The following is a 15,655-nucleotide window of genomic DNA, read 5'->3' as shown; positions in this document are numbered from 1 at the left end:
CCGCAATCGATTTCTTCACGATTCTATAGGCGGGCGCCGAACCGATCACGCACGGCGCTGAAGTCGCGTATCAACGTGCCTTGATTCGGGCCGCGTGCATTGTCATCGGCCAATCGTATCATCCTTAAAATCGTAGTTAGTCGCGGTTGCACGCTGCTCAGATTTGTCCCGATCTGTTGGATTGGCTTTCCCAGAAATCATTCTTTGGAGCTAATATGGATGCTGTAATGCAATCACCGATCCGCCGTACAATTCCGTTCAGCGGCGGAGCTGAGATCACTATTCCGAGCGGGCCTCATCAGTACTCAACAAAGACTTGGGTGGGCAGCATCTCCCGAGGACACACACCAGAGCAGGCCTTTGAAGCGTTGTCTTGGCATGCGACGCCGTTTCAAAGAGTCAAGAGTGTTGATGGAGGTACCGTTGAAATTCCTGGCATTGGACCAGTACGACAACTGGTCGATCCGGACCGGCTCACGATCGTGAATACGACTCTGCCGGATCACTTGCTTCATCCGGGCAACGTATTTCGCAAAATTGTCCAGGAGGGTGATGATCTGTACGTCGTTACGCAAGGCTATGGAACAGGAATTTTTCCGACGGTCAATGAGCTCGGTGCTGGGAGTCTCTGGTCGGGAGTTGATTCGAATGTTTTCATGAAATTGAATCCTCCTCTAAAGCCGTTCGAATATGATTATCCAATGGACGAAATGAACGCGGTTGCGAACATGAGCAAACAACTGCCCTCCCAATTCCAAAGGCCTGATGCTGCGCCGGCAGAGCTCCGGCCAGAGTTCAAAACGCCGCCGCCGATCTTTTTCTCTCCTCGTTGATTTCGCTCTCTTTCGGAGATTTCTCATGCCTGACGAACGCCGCAACTTCATCGAGCGCTCAGACTCTATCACCGGAAATCTTTATGGTCAGCCGATGTCGCTTGAGCGGATCGCGGAAAATTTCGCGCTTTACGGTCTGCAGAAGCGTGTCGCGGCACTCGAGAGTTTCGATGCCGAATTGCGTGAGGGTATCGAGGCAAGCCCTGGCGACTTGCGACGCCATGCGCGAATGCTCGAGCTTCGGCGCAACATGGGCAGCGTCCACGCGGCGCTTCGCAACGCGGGCCGATGATCAATCCCGTGCTGGAGGCGCTGGCGCGGGCGCGTCAGCAGTGTGCACCCTTGTTCGCCCGCTGGTGCGCACGCGAGGGAGCGATGTTTTGTCCAGCCGCGCCAGCCACCGTCGCCAGCTTCGTGCGGGATTGTGCAGGACTCGGCATTGCACAGCTTTGGCCGGCGTTGCAGGACATCTCCAGGCTGCACACCTCCAAGGGGCTCGCCGATCCGACGTTGAGCGAGCCGGTCGTCTCCGCAATCAACGAACTGAGCGGGATCGCACCGCCACGCTCCTGGCCGGCCGATCGCAAAGCGCGCTTCAAAACGCTGCCATATGACCTCCAGGCCTTCATCGTGGGGCACGAGGCGGCGCGGGAGAGGGCTTTGCGGCGCGCGCAGAACCAAGCGGCTGCAGCCAGGCAGAAATTGGCAGCCATCCAACATGCATCAATATCGGAAGAAAGCAGCGGATCTCATGAAGACACCTCGCAACAGCCCATCCCTTGAAGAGCGTATCAAGGCCATCCGCGCCGAAATCGAAGCGGTGATCGAGGCGCGCGTCGCGGCGGTCGCCCAGGACAGTCCGGGGGTGCCGAGCGGCGTGATCCGCAATCTGCTGACCGCGCGTGCGCCGAGCTGCGCGTGCGCGCAATATCTCGAACTCAACCGGGAGCAATGAGCGACGGCAACGTCGCTCCGGCGCTCATTCGGTCTATCCTGACGCGCGCCTTGCATGCTCCAGTGACAACAGGCGATGGCGCCGGCGGCGATCCTCAAGTGGGATCGCCGCTTTTCTTTGAGGAATGACATGACGCTCTACAGATGGTCACAGACGGCCTCCGCAGATGCTACAGCCGATCCCACGATCAACTGGTCCGAAGGGCAGGTGCCTTCGAGCATCAACGACTCAGCCCGGGCGATGATGGCGGCAACCGCTAAATATCGCGACGATATCTCAGGTGCGACCGTCACCTCGGGCACAAGCACCGCTTATACGCTCGTGAGCTATCAGCAATTCGATACGCTCGTACATCTCAACGGCCAGATGATCGCGTTCACGCCGCACACGACCAACGGTGCAACCGTGACATTGAACGTCGACTCGCTCGGCGCCAAGCCGTTGCGGAGTGCGCCGAATGCTGAGTTGCTGGCCGGTACGATCCTGCAGGGAACGCCGTATCTTGCGGTCTATAATCAGACCGATGGAGTGTTCTATCTGCACGGGTTCTACGGCAATCCGTACAACATCCCGCTGGCCGCCGGTCTTGACTTCTGGGGGCCGACCGCGCCGAACAGCTCGTTTGCGTTCCCCTACGGTCAGGCAATCAGCCGTGCGACTTATGCCGCGCTCTTTGCACTGGTCGGGACGACCTATGGCGGCGGGGACGGATCGACGACGTTCAATTTACCCGATCTGCGGGGACGCGTCACGGCGCGTCCGGACAATATGGGGGGAACGACCGCAAATCGGCTGGTCAACGGAAGTCTGGCGGGACTTCGCCACAGTCTTGGAGGGGCCGGAGGCGAAGATGCGCACACGCTAACCGTGGCTGAGATTCCGTCACACTTTCACAGCGCGAGCATTTACGATCCTGGGCACGCGCACTCGGCAAGCAACTTTTTCTCTCCGGGCGGGGGGCCGGGAGGTGTTGGCGGTGGTGGAGGTTACGGCATCCCAGTCGGCGGCAACACCGCACCAAGTGGAACGGGTGTTCGGGTGAACAGTGCGAACGGACTGGATACGACCTACAGCCAGGGCGGCGGCGCAGCGCACAACATCGTTCAGCCAACTATATTGTGCAACTATATCGTGCGGATTATCTGAATAGCGAGAGAAATCGACGAGTACTCATTAGAAAGTAGTCGCAGCGTTCGACGAATCGAAAGCAAGATCCTTCAACATGCGGTCGCCCATTCGGGGCGATAATGGCTCGGTATAGCGGTTTCGCAGCTGCAAATGCTGCTTTCGGACGAACGGCGGCAGTGGCGCAAGCCAGCGCGATAGCCAAAGCCCAACGAAGATGTGGCCGATCATTTCGCGATAAGTGAACGTCTACCCCATTGTGCAAAAGTAACGATTGGGCGCAGTTGCGGACTTCGTCGCAGAAATTGCGTCCAGCGCTTGGTCCTCAGCGTGTACTGGCCACCGCAAGCCAGTGCCATCTCCGTAAGGGGCATAACGCGTAGCCGGCGAACGATGTGCCCGATCTGCGGAACAATGCGGTCTCGGCCCTTCTATAGATTAGAGTAGGATGTAGGTTCGTCCATTCCGCCTCTGCGCTTTCGCACGCGCGCATGGTGCGATGCTCTGCGGCGCGCAGATCGACCATGTCTTCGCGCTCGCGCTCATCTTCCTAATCTATAGGTTGGTGAAGGTGCTCGTTGACGTGATCACGATTACCCGCCGCGGCCCAGGGCGAAGTATTTCTGGCATAGCTTTTGAGAACGCTACAGGACTGCTGTCACAGTAGATGACTTGCGACTCCGGGAAGCGGATTGTGTCTGGTCGCCCAAGATCAGCGGCGATCCATCGGGGGGAGGTTTACGCGAGACTTAAATAGCTCAGCGAACCTATTTGGCGATATGATAGCCGACCATGCTACTTGCTCCAAGTATTATGCTCGTCACGGTTGCCGCCCTCCTATTCACAAACCGAAGACGCGCGAGGCAATCACACGACCTCGTCGCGAACAAGTACGCAGCCGCGAATTGGGCGGCTTTCTCGTTATGGATTGCAAATGCTCAACCCTTCACTGCTGACCGACGCTAACGCCTGCCGCTGGAACAAAGCAAAGCCGGTGCGAGATTTTGTATCAGTCGCTCAACGTATGGTAGCCAAGAAGGCCCGCTATCAAGCGGTTGAGAAGGTTACCCGTGTCCCCTGGCCGGTGATCGCCGTTATTCACGAGCGCGAGTGCTCACAAAGCTGGGGAGGCTCCCTGGCCCAAGGGGATCCCTGGAACAAGGTCTCAGTCCATGTGCCGGCCGGCCGAGGGCCTTTCGGATCCTGGGAAGAGGCAGCTGTCGACGCGCTGGTCAACTGCCCTCCGCACGCGGCACGCTGGAAGGACTGGTCAGTCGCGGGCGCTCTGACCCTGCTCGAGCAGTATAATGGTCTCGGCTATGCCCGTCGGGGCGTTCCGTCGCCGTATGTATGGGCGGGCACGAATCAATATCGTGCCGGAAAATACGTTCGCGACGGCGTTTACGATCCGGTGGCGGTGGACCGGCAGCTCGGTTGCGCAGGTCTGCTGATGGCCATGATGGGGCTTGATCCGAGCATCACGTTTCCGCCTTCGGAGACGGCCTCGGTTCGACCCCACTCGTCGGCGGATCCGCCGCCCATATCGCCTCAGATATCCATTTCGAACCCGGCCAAAGGCTCCATCGGAGCCTTTTTTGTTGCCTTGATGAAATCCATCTTCGGAAGGAGAACGACATGATCGAATTTGGCTCTGCATTCTGTCTTGGTGTCGCGGCGGGCGGCGCACTGGTCTGGTCCTTCAAGAGCAGACTCCTGGCGCTCTCGATCGGAGCCAACGCGTTAGCGACCAGGCTTGCCGGCGCGGCGAAGGCGCTCGCAGCTTTGATCCGAAGGGCCTGATTGATGTGGCCAAAAATCAAGGCGGCCTGTCTGCATTCTCTGACCATCGCATGGGGCTACACGCTCGCCTTGATCGGCGGCTTCATGTCCCTGATCGATAGTGTCGGCGATGCGCTCGGTGATCCCAACATCAAGGACCAGATCAATTCTGCAGTCGGCGATGCCAGGACGACTGGCCGCATTCTCCTCGTGATCTCGCTGATCACGATCTTGGCGCGCGCGCGATCCTTGAAGAAGGGAGGCTGACATGTGGATGACAATCGTGAGCTTTCTCGGCGGTCCGGTGATCAAGGGGCTGATCGATGCCTATCAAGCCAAGCTGAATGCGGGTAACACTGAAGCCAAGATCGCGGCCGATCTTGCGGCTTCCGAGATTGCGGCACAGGTCTCCGAGTCGAACGCAATCCTGCGATATCGCGAGGCGGAAATCGGTCATTGGTATGAGCCGGACAAGCTGATCGGTTATTGCGTGGCGATCTATTTCGCAAAACTCCTGGTGTGGGACAAGGTGCTTGGGTTCGGGACTACGGAGCCGCTTGCGGGATTCGCGTCGGTGACCGCAAATCTCGTCATATCGTTCTATTTCGCTAAGCGCGGCTTCGAAAACGTTGCGAGAATCATCCGGCGATGAGCGTTATCCAAGAAGATATCAAAGCCATCGTCGCCGAGACCCTGGCCGAACAGCACAGGCTGCAACGTGAGGAGATCGACGCGGTCGTCCTTCGGGCAATCGTGACGATTCTGACATCCTTTGGCATCGAGGAGGAGGACCGCAAAGAGTTGCGAGCTGATTTCCAGCATCTTCGTCGATGGCGCAAGAGCGTCGAGCAAGCCCAGAGCTACACGTTCAAGGCGGTCATCACCGTCATCGTAACGGGCTTTGTTGGAGCGGTATGGCTCGGCATCAAGGTCATCATTGGGAAGTGATCGATAAGGCGGGCAAGGTCAAGGATTTCAGATGTATCATATCCGCGAAGTAGACGCTTGCGATGAAGATGTTGCCGACAGTCTCGCTGATCTTCATCGCCAAACCTTCCTTGACAGGGCGCCGCTGCCTGACTTCGATGCCGGGCATTGGTGGATCGCATACGAGCAGGGCGTTCCCGTTGCGTTTGCCGGTCTCGTTCCCTCATCAATAGGATCGGAAGCCGGCTATTTCTGCCGGGTTGGAGTAGCAAGAGAGCATTGCGGTCGTGGTCTCCAACTCAGGCTGATGCGCGCGGCTGAGTGGCGCGGGCGGCGGAACGGGTGGTCCTGCATCGTGTCCGACACGACGGACAACGTCATCTCTGCGAACAACTTCATCCGCGGCGGCTATCGACTGTTTCGCCCACAGTCACCCTGGGGTTGGTCGAGTACGCTCTACTGGCGCAAGCTGATCGAGCCCTTTGAGTGCTCCGTTCGATGAAAGATTGCAGTGCAGCAAAGGTCATGCCCGGCGGCCAAGGCCGCCGGGCCTTTTTTTGTGTGCCCGGTTGAGCTAACGACACGCTACAGCGGCCCTTCTGAATGATCGATAGGGCTCTGCTGCGCCATGCTGAAGATCACGAAGATGATCGACAATGAGTTCGACGGAAGGAGCGAGACGCATGGTCACCAAAGTGCCATTGCCAGAACGGTCACCTCGCCGAAAGGACGCGCCGACGGCCCTGGACGGGATGCTCGTAATCGACTTCACGCGGGTCGTGGCGGGGCCAGCCTGCACGCAAATGTTGGGCGATTTCGGTGCTGATGTCATCAAGATCGAGCACCCCGAAGAAGGAGACGATACGCGAGCCTACGAACACGCGGAGGTTGCAGGCGAGAGCGCGGCGTTCCTCAGCCTCAATCGCAACAAACGCGCGATGACACTGGACCTAGCGGTGCCGAAGGCCAGGGACATTGCGCGCGATCTGATCGAGAGGGCCGACGTGGTGGTCGAGAATTTTTCCACTGGAATCATGGACAAGTTCGGCCTGGACTACGCAACCGTTTCCGCAAACAATCCAGGTCTCGTCTATTGCTCGATTTCAGCGTACGGCCGTTCGGGACAATTTGCGTCGCGACCGGGTTTTGATCCGATCACCCAGGCCGAGAGTGGCTTCATGTCCCTCAATGGGTTTGCGGATGGTCCGCCAGTGCGGACGGGACCTCCTGTCATTGACCTCGCGACGGGCATGTCCGCCTGCAACGCGATTCTATTGGCGCTGCTTGCTCGCGAACGGCTCGGGCGAGGGCAGCACGTGGATGTCGCTCTTTTCGACGTCGCGATGAACATGACGAGCTTCTACGGCATGGCGTACCTGCTCAGTGGATTCAATCCGAGGCGTTTTGGCAACTCCCCGAACGGATCACCTACAGTCGGTGTGTATGAAGCCTCCGATGGCCCCCTTTACATCGCCTGCGCCAACGACCGCCTCTATCGGAGGCTGGTCACGGAAGTGCTTGACCGCCCTGATCTGCTCGACGATCCGCAGTTTGCCACGCGCAAGTCGCGATCGCTGAACAAAGAGAAGCTGCGCGCGATTTTCGCCGAGATTTTCGCGATAGACCATCTTGAAACATGGATGACAAAACTGAAGCAGGCCCACATTCCCGCCGGCTATCTCCGCACCATCGCGGAGGCGTTCGAGGCACCGGAAGTGCGGGGGCGCGGTCGGGTTTGCCGGATTCCGCACCACACAGCGGGCAGAGTTCCTAATATTGAACCGGCGATCAGTATGAGTCTGACGCCACCGGTCGAACCCATGGCAGCCCCGACCTTGGGGCAACATACGACCGAGGTCTTAAAGACGATCTTGGGCTATGATGATTGCTGCATTGCGGCGCTGCAGCGAGCAGGCGCTTTCGGACGAGTCCAGACGCGTGACAGCGCGTTCTGACTGGAGAATCCGACTGAGGAATCGCAGATTCGAACCGCTGCACGAATTGCCAACCGTGTGATAACGGATCAAAATGCGATGGTCGCAATTGGTATCGCCTGAAACGAGATGATGGACCGTTCGCGGAGCACGTTCGGGATGACGACCAAGCAGCAGCCAAGCTCGTATCAGGGCGATGAGCGACCGGATGCCTTTGCGCCCGTCGAGGCGCGGGCGATGGCACTCTTGCCATTGCTTCGTGAACGTGCCGAACGAACCGAAGAGCTGCGTCGCGTGCCCCCCGAGACCGAACAGGATCTCCTGGAAGCCGGGTTGTTCCGAATCCTGCAGCCAAAGCGGGTCGGTGGCCGTGAGCTGGATTACGTCGCATTGGTCGATTGTGCGGATTTGCTTGCACGCGCGGATGCATCGGTGGCTTGGAATGTCGCCAACCTGGCGAGCCACCACTGGATGTTGGCGATGTTCGATCCGCGGGCACAGGATCGGATTTGGGGCGATGACGCCAATACGTTGATCGCCTCTTCTTTTATCTTCCCAGCGGGCCGGGCCAAGAAAGTGAATGGCGGCTACGAATTGCGCGGAAGTTGGCCGTTGTCGTCTGGCGTTGCCTCGTGTCAGTGGAATATGCTGGCAAGTGTAGTCTCCTCCGAGGACGAGGCAGACGGCGTGGAATATCGCATTTTTCTTTTGCCACGGGCAGACTACAACATCCTTGATACCTGGAATGCAGCCGGGCTGAGGGGAACTGGCTCCAACGATGTCGAAGTGCGGGATGCCTTTGTCGCCGACGAGATGACAATCGGGGTGAACAGTCTCGCCGGCGGAATATCCCCAGGTAGCGGCCTCAATCCCAGCCCGTTGTACCGGTTGCCAGTGTTCTCGCTATTTCCCTTTGCCATTTCGGGCGTTGCCCTCGGCAACGCTCGGGCATGTCTTGAGGACTATATCGACGGTGCGCGGCATCGCGCGTCGACCTACAATAGGGCAAAGCTCAGTGACCTCCAGAGCACGCAACTAAAAATTGCCGAAGCATCCGCTAAGATAGATACAGCCCGCATGATTATGCGAGCGAGCTGCACCCGTGCCATGGAGGATGCGCGGCGAGGCGTCATTCCGGACATGATGACCAAGACGCGGTATCGGCGTGACGGAGCTTATGCCGTCAATCTATGCACAGAGGCCGTCTCCCTGCTGTTTGCGGCGAGCGGCGCGCGAGGGTTGTTCACGAGCGGAGTGCTGCAGCGGCGGTTTCGCGATGCACACGCGATCAATTCCCATATTGCATTTAACTTCGACGCAGCTGGGACCAGCTATGGTCGGGTGGTGCTCGGTCTGCCCTCCGATAACCTGACGCTGTGAGACGGCAGGATGAACGATACGCCGAAGTGTCCAGTTGTGCCTGATCCAGCGAAAGAACTCGCTAGCGATAGTTCACCAATCGACGCACGGGATTTTCGCAACGCGCTTGGGGCTTATGGAACAGGCGTCACGATCATCACTGCGGCCGACGCGGCCGGCCGACCATACGGATTGACCTGCAACTCGTTTGCGTCGGTGTCGCTCAATCCGCCCCTGGTCCTCTGGAGCCTGCTGCTCTATTCCTCCAGCCTGAACGTGTTTCAGAACGCTAGTCATTTTACCGTCAATGTCTTGGGGACATCGCAGCAGGCGCTGGCGAACAAGTTCGCCAAATCATCCGAAGATAAATTCATCGGGGTCGAGTGGAGTCCCGGCCTTGGAAGAGCGCCCGTACTCAAGGAAAGCGTCGCGAATTTCCAGTGTCGATCGGTCAGCCGGTATTATGGTGGAGACCACGTGATATTTCTCGGCGCGGTGGAGGCATATTCCTACAGTCCGACCGAGCCGCTTTTGTTTGTGCGCGGCCGCTTCGGCCGCTTCGAGGCTACCGACGAACGCAACATGGATGAAGCTTGATCGCCCGCTGCCTCGGAGAGCTCCGCCTGCGCTTTGTATGACTTGGGAGTGTAGCACGTTCAGATAGTTGTTTTATCCAAGACATCAAAGGATTGTGTCGCAAATCCTTCATGTGCGCCCTTTAGGGGAAACCGTCACTGGCTGAGATGCCGGAGCCACGGAGTCCTTAGTTCATGAATGTCATCCGCTTCATCGTCGTTCTGTTCGCCCTGGCCGTCCTGGCGCCCTGGCAATCGGCCAAGGCGGCAGACGTCATTTGCTACAATTGTCCGCCGGAATGGGCCGATTGGGCTTCCATGCTCAAATCCATCAAGGCCGACCTCGGCTATGACATTCCGCACGACAACAAGAACTCGGGGCAGGCATTGGCTCAGATTCTTGCGGAGAAGAGCAATCCGGTCGGAGATATCGGCTATTTCGGTGTCACGTTCGGTATGAAAGCCAAAGCGCAGGATGCGTTGGAGCCATATAAGCCGGCGCATTGGGACCAGGTTCCTGCGGGCCTCAAAGATCGGGACGGATATTGGACAACGATCCACTCCGGCACGCTGGGCCTGTTCGTGAACAAGGATGCGCTCGGCGGGAAGCCGGTGCCGGCGTGCTGGAAGGACCTGCTCAAGCCCGACTACAAGGGAATGGTCGGGTACCTGGATCCGAGCTCCGCAGCTGTGGGTTATGTCGGCGCTGTCGCAGTCAATCTTGCGCTTGGCGGGTCTGGCAGCAATTTCGACCCGGCAATCAGCTATTTCAAGGAACTGCGTAAGAACGATCCGATCGTGCCCAAGCAGACTTCCTATGCCCGCGTTGTCTCGGGCGAAATGCCGATCCTGCTCGATTATGATTTCAACGCCTATCGCGCCAAATATTCCGAGAAGGGGAACTTTGAGTTTGTGATTCCCTGTGAGGGATCAGTCATGTTCCCTTATGTTGTCGGCCTGGTGAAGAACGCTCCGGACAAGGAAAAGGCGAAGAAGGTTCTGGACTATCTCTTGTCCGATAAGGGGCAGGCGATCTGGACCAATGCCTATCTGCGCCCGGCGCGCCCGATTGATCTCCCCGAGTCGGTAAAGAGCAAATTCCTGCCGGACGCCGATTATGCGCGGGCCAAGAGCGTCGATTGGGGCGAAATGGAAAATGCACAAAAGGGCTTCGTTGAGCGATATCTCGACGAGGTCAGGTAAGGTGGCAGAATCAGCTGCCCTAGTTTGAGCTCAATCAGGGCACCGTTGTCGCATGTCGCATCGATCCTTTGTTTGGCTTTGCTTGCTGCCGTTGAGTGTCTTGACGGCAGCTTTCTTTCTGTTGCCGATGGCGCAACTTCTCGTCACCGGGGCCGAAGGTCCAAACGGGCTGGCAGAATACTTCTCCATTTTGGCCGAACCGCGCTATCGCAGTACTCTCGTGAACACTCTGATACTTGCTGCGATCACCACGATGGTAACCTTGGCGGTGGCAACGATCGCCGGAATATTTCTGCAGCGGCATCGCTTTCCTGGCCGGTCCTTGTTGGTCGCCTTCTTGACCTTTCCGTTGGCGTTTCCTGGCGTTGTCGTCGGCTTTATGATCATCCTGCTTGCCGGCCGCCAAGGTGTAGTCGGCGATTTGTCGAGCCGCCTGATCGGAGACAAGCTCGTTTTCGCCTATTCGATCTACGGCCTGTTTTTAGGCTATCTCTATTTTTCGATTCCGCGGGTGATTCTAACGATCATGGCGGCCGTGCAAAAGCTCGATCCCGCTCTGGAAGAGGCGGCGCGGTCGCTCGGGGCAGGGCCGTGGGCCGTACAACGTGACGTCGTGCTGCCGGCTTTGATGCCGGCGCTGATCGCCTCGGGTGCTATCGCGTTTGCAACTGCCATGGGTGCATTCGGCACCGCCTTCACGCTTGCGACCAATATCGATGTGCTGCCGATGCTGATCTATACAGAGTTCACACTGGCCGGAAATCTGGCCACCTCAGCCGCGCTGTCAGTCGGATTGGGCGTGATTACTTGGCTGATCCTGGCGCTGGCCCGATCGTTCAGCGGCAATGCCGTTGCTGCCGCGGGTTGATGCCGTGCGGAATCGCGCCATCTTTGCTGCTCAGCTTCTCTTTACACTGCTCGTCGCGGCGTTTCTCGTTGTGCCAGCGTGTCTCTCGATTACTGCAGGCGTCACTAACAATTATTTCCGCGGCATTCGATCCGGCGTCACGCTGCAATGGGTTACCCAAGTGTGGGAGCTCTATGCGGGCACCATCCTGTTGTCGTTTGTCATCGCCTTCGGAACATTGGCCGCTACGCTGCTCGCTGGCGTTCCCGCCGCCTATGCGCTCTATGTTCGCGGCGGCCGGCTGTCGCGAGCGATCGAAGAGGTCATTACGCTTCCCGTGGCGATTCCAGGGCTTGCGCTCGCCCTGGCGCTTCTGCTGACCTATGGCGGCTTCGGCGACTTTCGTCGATCCTGGCTGTTCATTCTGGTGGGGCACGTCATCTTCACGATGCCGTTCATGGTTCGATCGGTGATGGCGATCTTCGCAACCGTCGATATCAAGACGCTCGACGAAGGTGCGGCGTCGCTCGGCGCGTCGCCGTGGCGACGTTTCTGCGATGTCATCGTCCCAAATGCGTCCCCTGGAATTCTGGCCGGTAGTTTGATGGTGGTGACGCTGTCCCTCGGCGAGTTCAATCTGACATGGATGCTGCACACGCCCTTGACCAAGACGCTGCCGATCGGGCTTGCGGACAGTTACGCCTCCATGCGGCTGGAAGTGGCTTCGGCCTATACATTGGTTTTCTTCATCATGATCATACCCCTCTTGGTTGCTATGCAATGGCTCGCTGAAAGAGGAGGGGCGCGGTGAATCCCGTCGTTGGACATGGCGTGTCGCTTCGGGTCGAGAGCTGCGCGAAGACCTACGCGGACGGAACTCGCGCGCTCGAGCCGACGTCGCTCGACATTGCAAGTGGTGAAACGCTCGTGCTGCTCGGGCCTTCGGGATGTGGCAAAACGACGTTGTTGCGCATCATCGCGGGGTTGGAAACTCCGGACCTCGGTGGACGCGTGCTGTTCGACGGCAAGGACCTGACAGGTCTGCCGATCGAGCGGCGCAACGTCGGCATGGTGTTTCAATCCTATGCGCTGTTCCCGAATATGACGGTCGCCGAAAATATCGGGTACGGTTTGAAGATTCGCGGTGTCGCGAAATCCGAACGGACTGCGCGTGTGGCCGAATTGATGGAATTGACCAACATCTCGGGCCTCGAAGATCGCCGGATCGAGCAGTTGTCCGGCGGTCAACGTCAGCGCGTCGCATTGGCACGTGCGGTCGCGATTCGGCCAAGCGTCCTGCTGCTCGACGAGCCCTTGACGGCTCTGGATGCGGCGCTGCGCGAGCGTCTGCGAAGCGAGCTCAATCGATTGCTCCGGACCCTTGGCATCACCGCGATCTACGTCACACATGATCAAGCCGAAGCCATGGAGCTCGGCGATCGCGTGGTGGTGATGCGCAAGGGCGCCATTGCCCAGGTCGGATCGCCGCGCGAGATCTATTTTACCCCGGCGGATCGCTTCGTTGCCGAATTCGTCGGAGCGGCGAACATTGTCGAAGCTCCCATTGAAGGTGGAAAACTGATTCTCCGTGGCGGTCGGCAGCCGGTCAAGGGAGCAGATGATATGGCTGTAGCCATTGCGATGGTACGTCCGGAAGCCATCGGCATCGTGGCGCCGGGAGCTGCGGCCCTGAATGGAATGATCGAGAGCGTTCGTTTTACGGGAGACCGGCAGCGGATCGTCGTTTGCGATGTCACGGACAAGCCTCTCGTGGTCGATGCCCCTAATACAGTCCAGGTTAGCGTTGGAGAACGGATCGGGATTGCAGTTGCGCCCGACGCCATACGTTTGCTGCCTTTAGACCAGCGGTGACCAGATGTCAGATCGACCGGTCTTGATTGCCCAGATCTCCGACCTGCATATCAAGTCGCCTGGGCGGCTCGCCTACCGGCGCGTTGATACGTCCGCAGCGCTCGTGCGCTGCATCGCGGCGCTTAATCGCTTCGAGCCCAGGATTGATCTCGTGGTCATTTCTGGCGATCTCGCCGACACTCCGACAGAGCAGGAGTATCAGCATCTCGCCCTCTTGCTCGCGAAACTGGAGATTCCGTTCGTAGCCGTTCCGGGTAACCACGATTCTCGGGAACTCATGCGATCCGTATTCCCGGATCGTTCATATGCATTCCCCTCCGGGCCGCTCAATCAGCGCTATGACGTAGAGGGCTTGGACATCATTTTGCTGGATTCGAGCGTGCCAGGCCATCCACACGGCGAACTCGATAGCCAGACCTGCGACTGGCTCGAGGCGATGCTATTGACTTCGACGGAGCGTCCCGCTCTCGCATTTCTGCACCATCCTCCGTTCGCGACCGGGATCTGGCATATGGATCGGCAGAATCTGCGCAATCCGGCGGATCTTGCATCCATCGTAAGACGTCAACAACGTCTGCAGCGAATTGGATGCGGTCACGTTCATCGGTCAACACTGACGACGTTTGCCGGCGTTGCCTGTACGATCTGCCCAGCGCCAAACCATGCAGTCGATCTCGACGTGGCAGAGCTTCGTGCCCCGTCATTCAAGATCGAGCCGCCGGCCTTCCATCTTCATATCTGGCAACCCGGGGAGGGCTTTGGGGGCACCGTGACCCATCATGTTCCGATCGGGGAGTTCGATGGACCCCATCCATTCTTCGGGCCTGATGGCAAGTTGATCGACTAATCTCCGGTATTTTAATACGCCGGATCTCATTGACGTCGCTAGCTGGCCTTCGCCATCTCGTCGTCCTCCGGTGAATTCAGGTACATGCCGGACATGGTATCGACCCAGCAGAGGTGGTCGTGAACCTTCTTGACGCCGTCGACGTTTTCCGCCGCGACCATCGCTGCTTGGCGTGAGCGCTCCTCGGTGATGACACCACTGAGATGCACGATGCCGTCCTTGACGATCACGCTCAGGCCGAACGGGCACCAATCGTTCTTCTCTAGAGTGTCGATTACTCGGTTGCGAATGTGATCATCATCGGCGGTCGGGTCCGGCACCTGGCGAGCTAATGAGGCAACTGCCTGAAGCAGGTTTGCGCGGGAAACGATGCCGACGACCAAGTCTCCCCGCGTCACGGGCAAGCGCTTGACGTGGTTCTTTTCCATGATGTCCACGATCTCGGCCAGCGCCGTATCCTCCGTGATGGTCAAAGGCGTCTTGGTCATGACTTCCGATACCTTTCGACCGTGCTCATGAACAAAGTCAGCGGCGGACTTGCCCGGGCCGAGGATGAATCGAAGCCACCGGCCGCGCTTGCGTCCCGTGCCAATTTCACTGCGGCGGATGAAGTCCCCTTCCGAGACCACGCCGACGAGCTTGCCACCGCCGTCGACCACGGGCAGGCCGCTGACGTGCCGCTGCAACATGACATTTGCAGCTTCTACGATTGAGGTCTCGGGTGTAACGGTAATGACGGGGCGGGTCATAATCTGATGGGCGCGCATGGAAAGCTCCGACGTTCGAACCTTTTTTGAAGGGTAGCCCGCCCGCGTTGATGCCGCTTGATGCAGGTCAATCGTCGGCCGGAAGCGCGCTTGACGCAGCGCAATGTGGCTTCCCCCGCGTCCTGATAGACATTAGGCCCCAGCCGGGGAGGTGGAGGTTTCTAATGCCTGAGCTTTCCGAGACTCGTGCCGCCGGCAGTGATCCGGTGGCGGTCGATATTTCAGAACGCGTTGCAAGCTCCAATAGACAAATGTTGGACGTGTTCTTTGGCGTCCAACGCATTGTGCTGGAAGAACTTGTTTTCGCCGGCAACGAGCTATTGGACCGGACACGCACCGAAACCCACCTGTTTATGGAGTTCATTTCAAAGACTGCCGGCGCACACTCCGTGAACGGCATTCAGACGATGCTGCAAGAGTGCGGTCAGCATCAGATCGAATTCCTACGGCGCGATTGCGAGCGACTTTTCAGACATGGTCAGCGAATGATTGATGCAAGCCTCAAGTTAGCGGCCGTGCGGGGACAGGCAGGACAGAATTGAACCGCTAGTGTGCCCATTCAACCAGAATTGAAGGAAAAGACGCTCGTGCAGCCGCCAGTCGTCTCGCTCCAAGCCGGTGCAGCCGCTTTA

The 15,655-nt window shown here is 58.4% G+C and carries 21 protein-coding genes; 20 read left to right on the top strand and 1 reads right to left on the bottom strand.

Annotation, left to right across the window (positions count from 1 at the left end):
* Positions 1–227: 227 nt before the first annotated feature.
* The 19 genes from QX034_RS03840 to QX034_RS03750 all read left to right on the top strand — a co-directional run bounded on the left by QX034_RS03840 (position 228) and on the right by QX034_RS03750 (position 14,256).
* On the top strand, positions 228–833 hold the full coding sequence (locus QX034_RS03840) for a hypothetical protein (RefSeq protein WP_315704533.1): 606 nt from the start codon (positions 228–230) through the stop codon (positions 831–833).
* Between the two features lie 25 nt (positions 834–858).
* A complete protein-coding gene (locus QX034_RS03835) occupies positions 859–1,125 on the top strand; it encodes a hypothetical protein (RefSeq protein WP_315704532.1) in 267 nt (88 codons plus the stop codon).
* 8 nt (positions 1,126–1,133) lie between these two features.
* Positions 1,134–1,616 carry a hypothetical protein gene (locus QX034_RS03830; protein WP_315704531.1) on the top strand — a complete coding sequence of 161 codons (483 nt, stop codon included), beginning with the start codon at positions 1,134–1,136 and terminating at the stop codon, positions 1,614–1,616.
* Positions 1,585–1,788, top strand: coding sequence for a hypothetical protein (locus QX034_RS03825; protein WP_315704530.1), 204 nt, complete (start codon positions 1,585–1,587; stop codon positions 1,786–1,788). The genes QX034_RS03830 and QX034_RS03825 overlap by 32 nt, the downstream gene beginning before the upstream one ends.
* A 129-nt stretch (positions 1,789–1,917) precedes the next feature.
* Positions 1,918–2,934, top strand: coding sequence for a phage tail protein (locus QX034_RS03820; protein WP_315704529.1), 1,017 nt, complete (start codon positions 1,918–1,920; stop codon positions 2,932–2,934).
* A 913-nt stretch (positions 2,935–3,847) separates the two neighbouring features.
* Entirely contained in the window at positions 3,848–4,552 is a 705-nt protein-coding gene (locus QX034_RS03815) for a hypothetical protein (RefSeq protein ID WP_315704528.1), read from the top strand.
* Positions 4,549–4,713 carry a hypothetical protein gene (locus tag QX034_RS03810; RefSeq protein ID WP_315704527.1) on the top strand — a complete coding sequence of 55 codons (165 nt, stop codon included), beginning with the start codon at positions 4,549–4,551 and terminating at the stop codon, positions 4,711–4,713. The genes QX034_RS03815 and QX034_RS03810 overlap by 4 nt, the downstream gene beginning before the upstream one ends.
* 3 nt (positions 4,714–4,716) lie before the next feature.
* Positions 4,717–4,959, top strand: a complete 243-nt coding sequence (locus QX034_RS03805) for a hypothetical protein (protein ID WP_315704955.1) — start codon at positions 4,717–4,719, stop codon at positions 4,957–4,959.
* Position 4,960: 1 nt separating this feature from the next.
* A complete protein-coding gene (locus tag QX034_RS03800; RefSeq protein ID WP_315751224.1) occupies positions 4,961–5,344 on the top strand; it encodes a hypothetical protein in 384 nt (127 codons plus the stop codon).
* Complete coding sequence (locus QX034_RS03795; RefSeq protein ID WP_315704525.1) at positions 5,341–5,640, top strand: hypothetical protein; 300 nt, start codon at positions 5,341–5,343, stop codon at positions 5,638–5,640. The genes QX034_RS03800 and QX034_RS03795 overlap by 4 nt, the downstream gene beginning before the upstream one ends.
* A gap of 31 nt (positions 5,641–5,671) precedes the next feature.
* Positions 5,672–6,121, top strand: a complete 450-nt coding sequence (locus tag QX034_RS03790; protein ID WP_315751223.1) for a GNAT family N-acetyltransferase — start codon at positions 5,672–5,674, stop codon at positions 6,119–6,121.
* Between the two features lie 181 nt (positions 6,122–6,302).
* Positions 6,303–7,574 carry a CoA transferase gene (locus QX034_RS03785; protein ID WP_316195017.1) on the top strand — a complete coding sequence of 424 codons (1,272 nt, stop codon included), beginning with the start codon at positions 6,303–6,305 and terminating at the stop codon, positions 7,572–7,574.
* 138 nt (positions 7,575–7,712) lie between these two features.
* Entirely contained in the window at positions 7,713–8,933 is a 1,221-nt protein-coding gene (locus tag QX034_RS03780; protein ID WP_316195016.1) for an acyl-CoA dehydrogenase family protein, read from the top strand.
* 9 nt (positions 8,934–8,942) lie between these two features.
* Entirely contained in the window at positions 8,943–9,509 is a 567-nt protein-coding gene (locus QX034_RS03775; protein ID WP_315741919.1) for a flavin reductase family protein, read from the top strand.
* Between the two features lie 173 nt (positions 9,510–9,682).
* Complete coding sequence (locus tag QX034_RS03770) at positions 9,683–10,690, top strand: ABC transporter substrate-binding protein (protein ID WP_316195014.1); 1,008 nt, start codon at positions 9,683–9,685, stop codon at positions 10,688–10,690.
* Between the two features lie 52 nt (positions 10,691–10,742).
* Positions 10,743–11,558 carry an ABC transporter permease gene (locus QX034_RS03765; protein ID WP_315704519.1) on the top strand — a complete coding sequence of 272 codons (816 nt, stop codon included), beginning with the start codon at positions 10,743–10,745 and terminating at the stop codon, positions 11,556–11,558.
* A 4-nt stretch (positions 11,559–11,562) separates the two neighbouring features.
* On the top strand, positions 11,563–12,348 hold the full coding sequence (locus QX034_RS03760; RefSeq protein WP_315704954.1) for an ABC transporter permease: 786 nt from the start codon (positions 11,563–11,565) through the stop codon (positions 12,346–12,348).
* The gene (locus QX034_RS03755) at positions 12,345–13,409 is read left to right on the top strand and encodes an ABC transporter ATP-binding protein (RefSeq protein WP_315704518.1); all 1,065 of its coding nucleotides are present in this window, start codon (positions 12,345–12,347) and stop codon (positions 13,407–13,409) included. The genes QX034_RS03760 and QX034_RS03755 overlap by 4 nt, the downstream gene beginning before the upstream one ends.
* A gap of 4 nt (positions 13,410–13,413) precedes the next feature.
* On the top strand, positions 13,414–14,256 hold the full coding sequence (locus QX034_RS03750) for a phosphodiesterase (RefSeq protein WP_315704517.1): 843 nt from the start codon (positions 13,414–13,416) through the stop codon (positions 14,254–14,256).
* 38 nt (positions 14,257–14,294) lie between these two features.
* Here QX034_RS03750 and QX034_RS03745 read toward each other — a convergent pair whose 3' ends face one another.
* Positions 14,295–15,023, bottom strand: a complete 729-nt coding sequence (locus QX034_RS03745; RefSeq protein WP_315704516.1) for a CBS domain-containing protein — start codon at positions 15,021–15,023, stop codon at positions 14,295–14,297.
* Between the two features lie 164 nt (positions 15,024–15,187).
* Here QX034_RS03745 and QX034_RS03740 point away from each other — a divergent pair, with 164 nt between their 5' ends.
* Positions 15,188–15,565: a hypothetical protein gene (locus tag QX034_RS03740; protein WP_315704515.1), complete on the top strand. Its 378-nt coding sequence runs from the start codon at positions 15,188–15,190 to the stop codon at positions 15,563–15,565.
* Positions 15,566–15,655: the final 90 nt, after the last annotated feature.

The organism is Bradyrhizobium sp. SZCCHNR3119, assembly GCF_032487775.1.
Classification (GTDB): Bacteria; Pseudomonadota; Alphaproteobacteria; order Rhizobiales; family Xanthobacteraceae; genus Bradyrhizobium.
The sequence above is the reverse complement of the archived record's forward strand: the minus strand, read 5'-3'. Positions and strand labels throughout refer to the sequence as shown.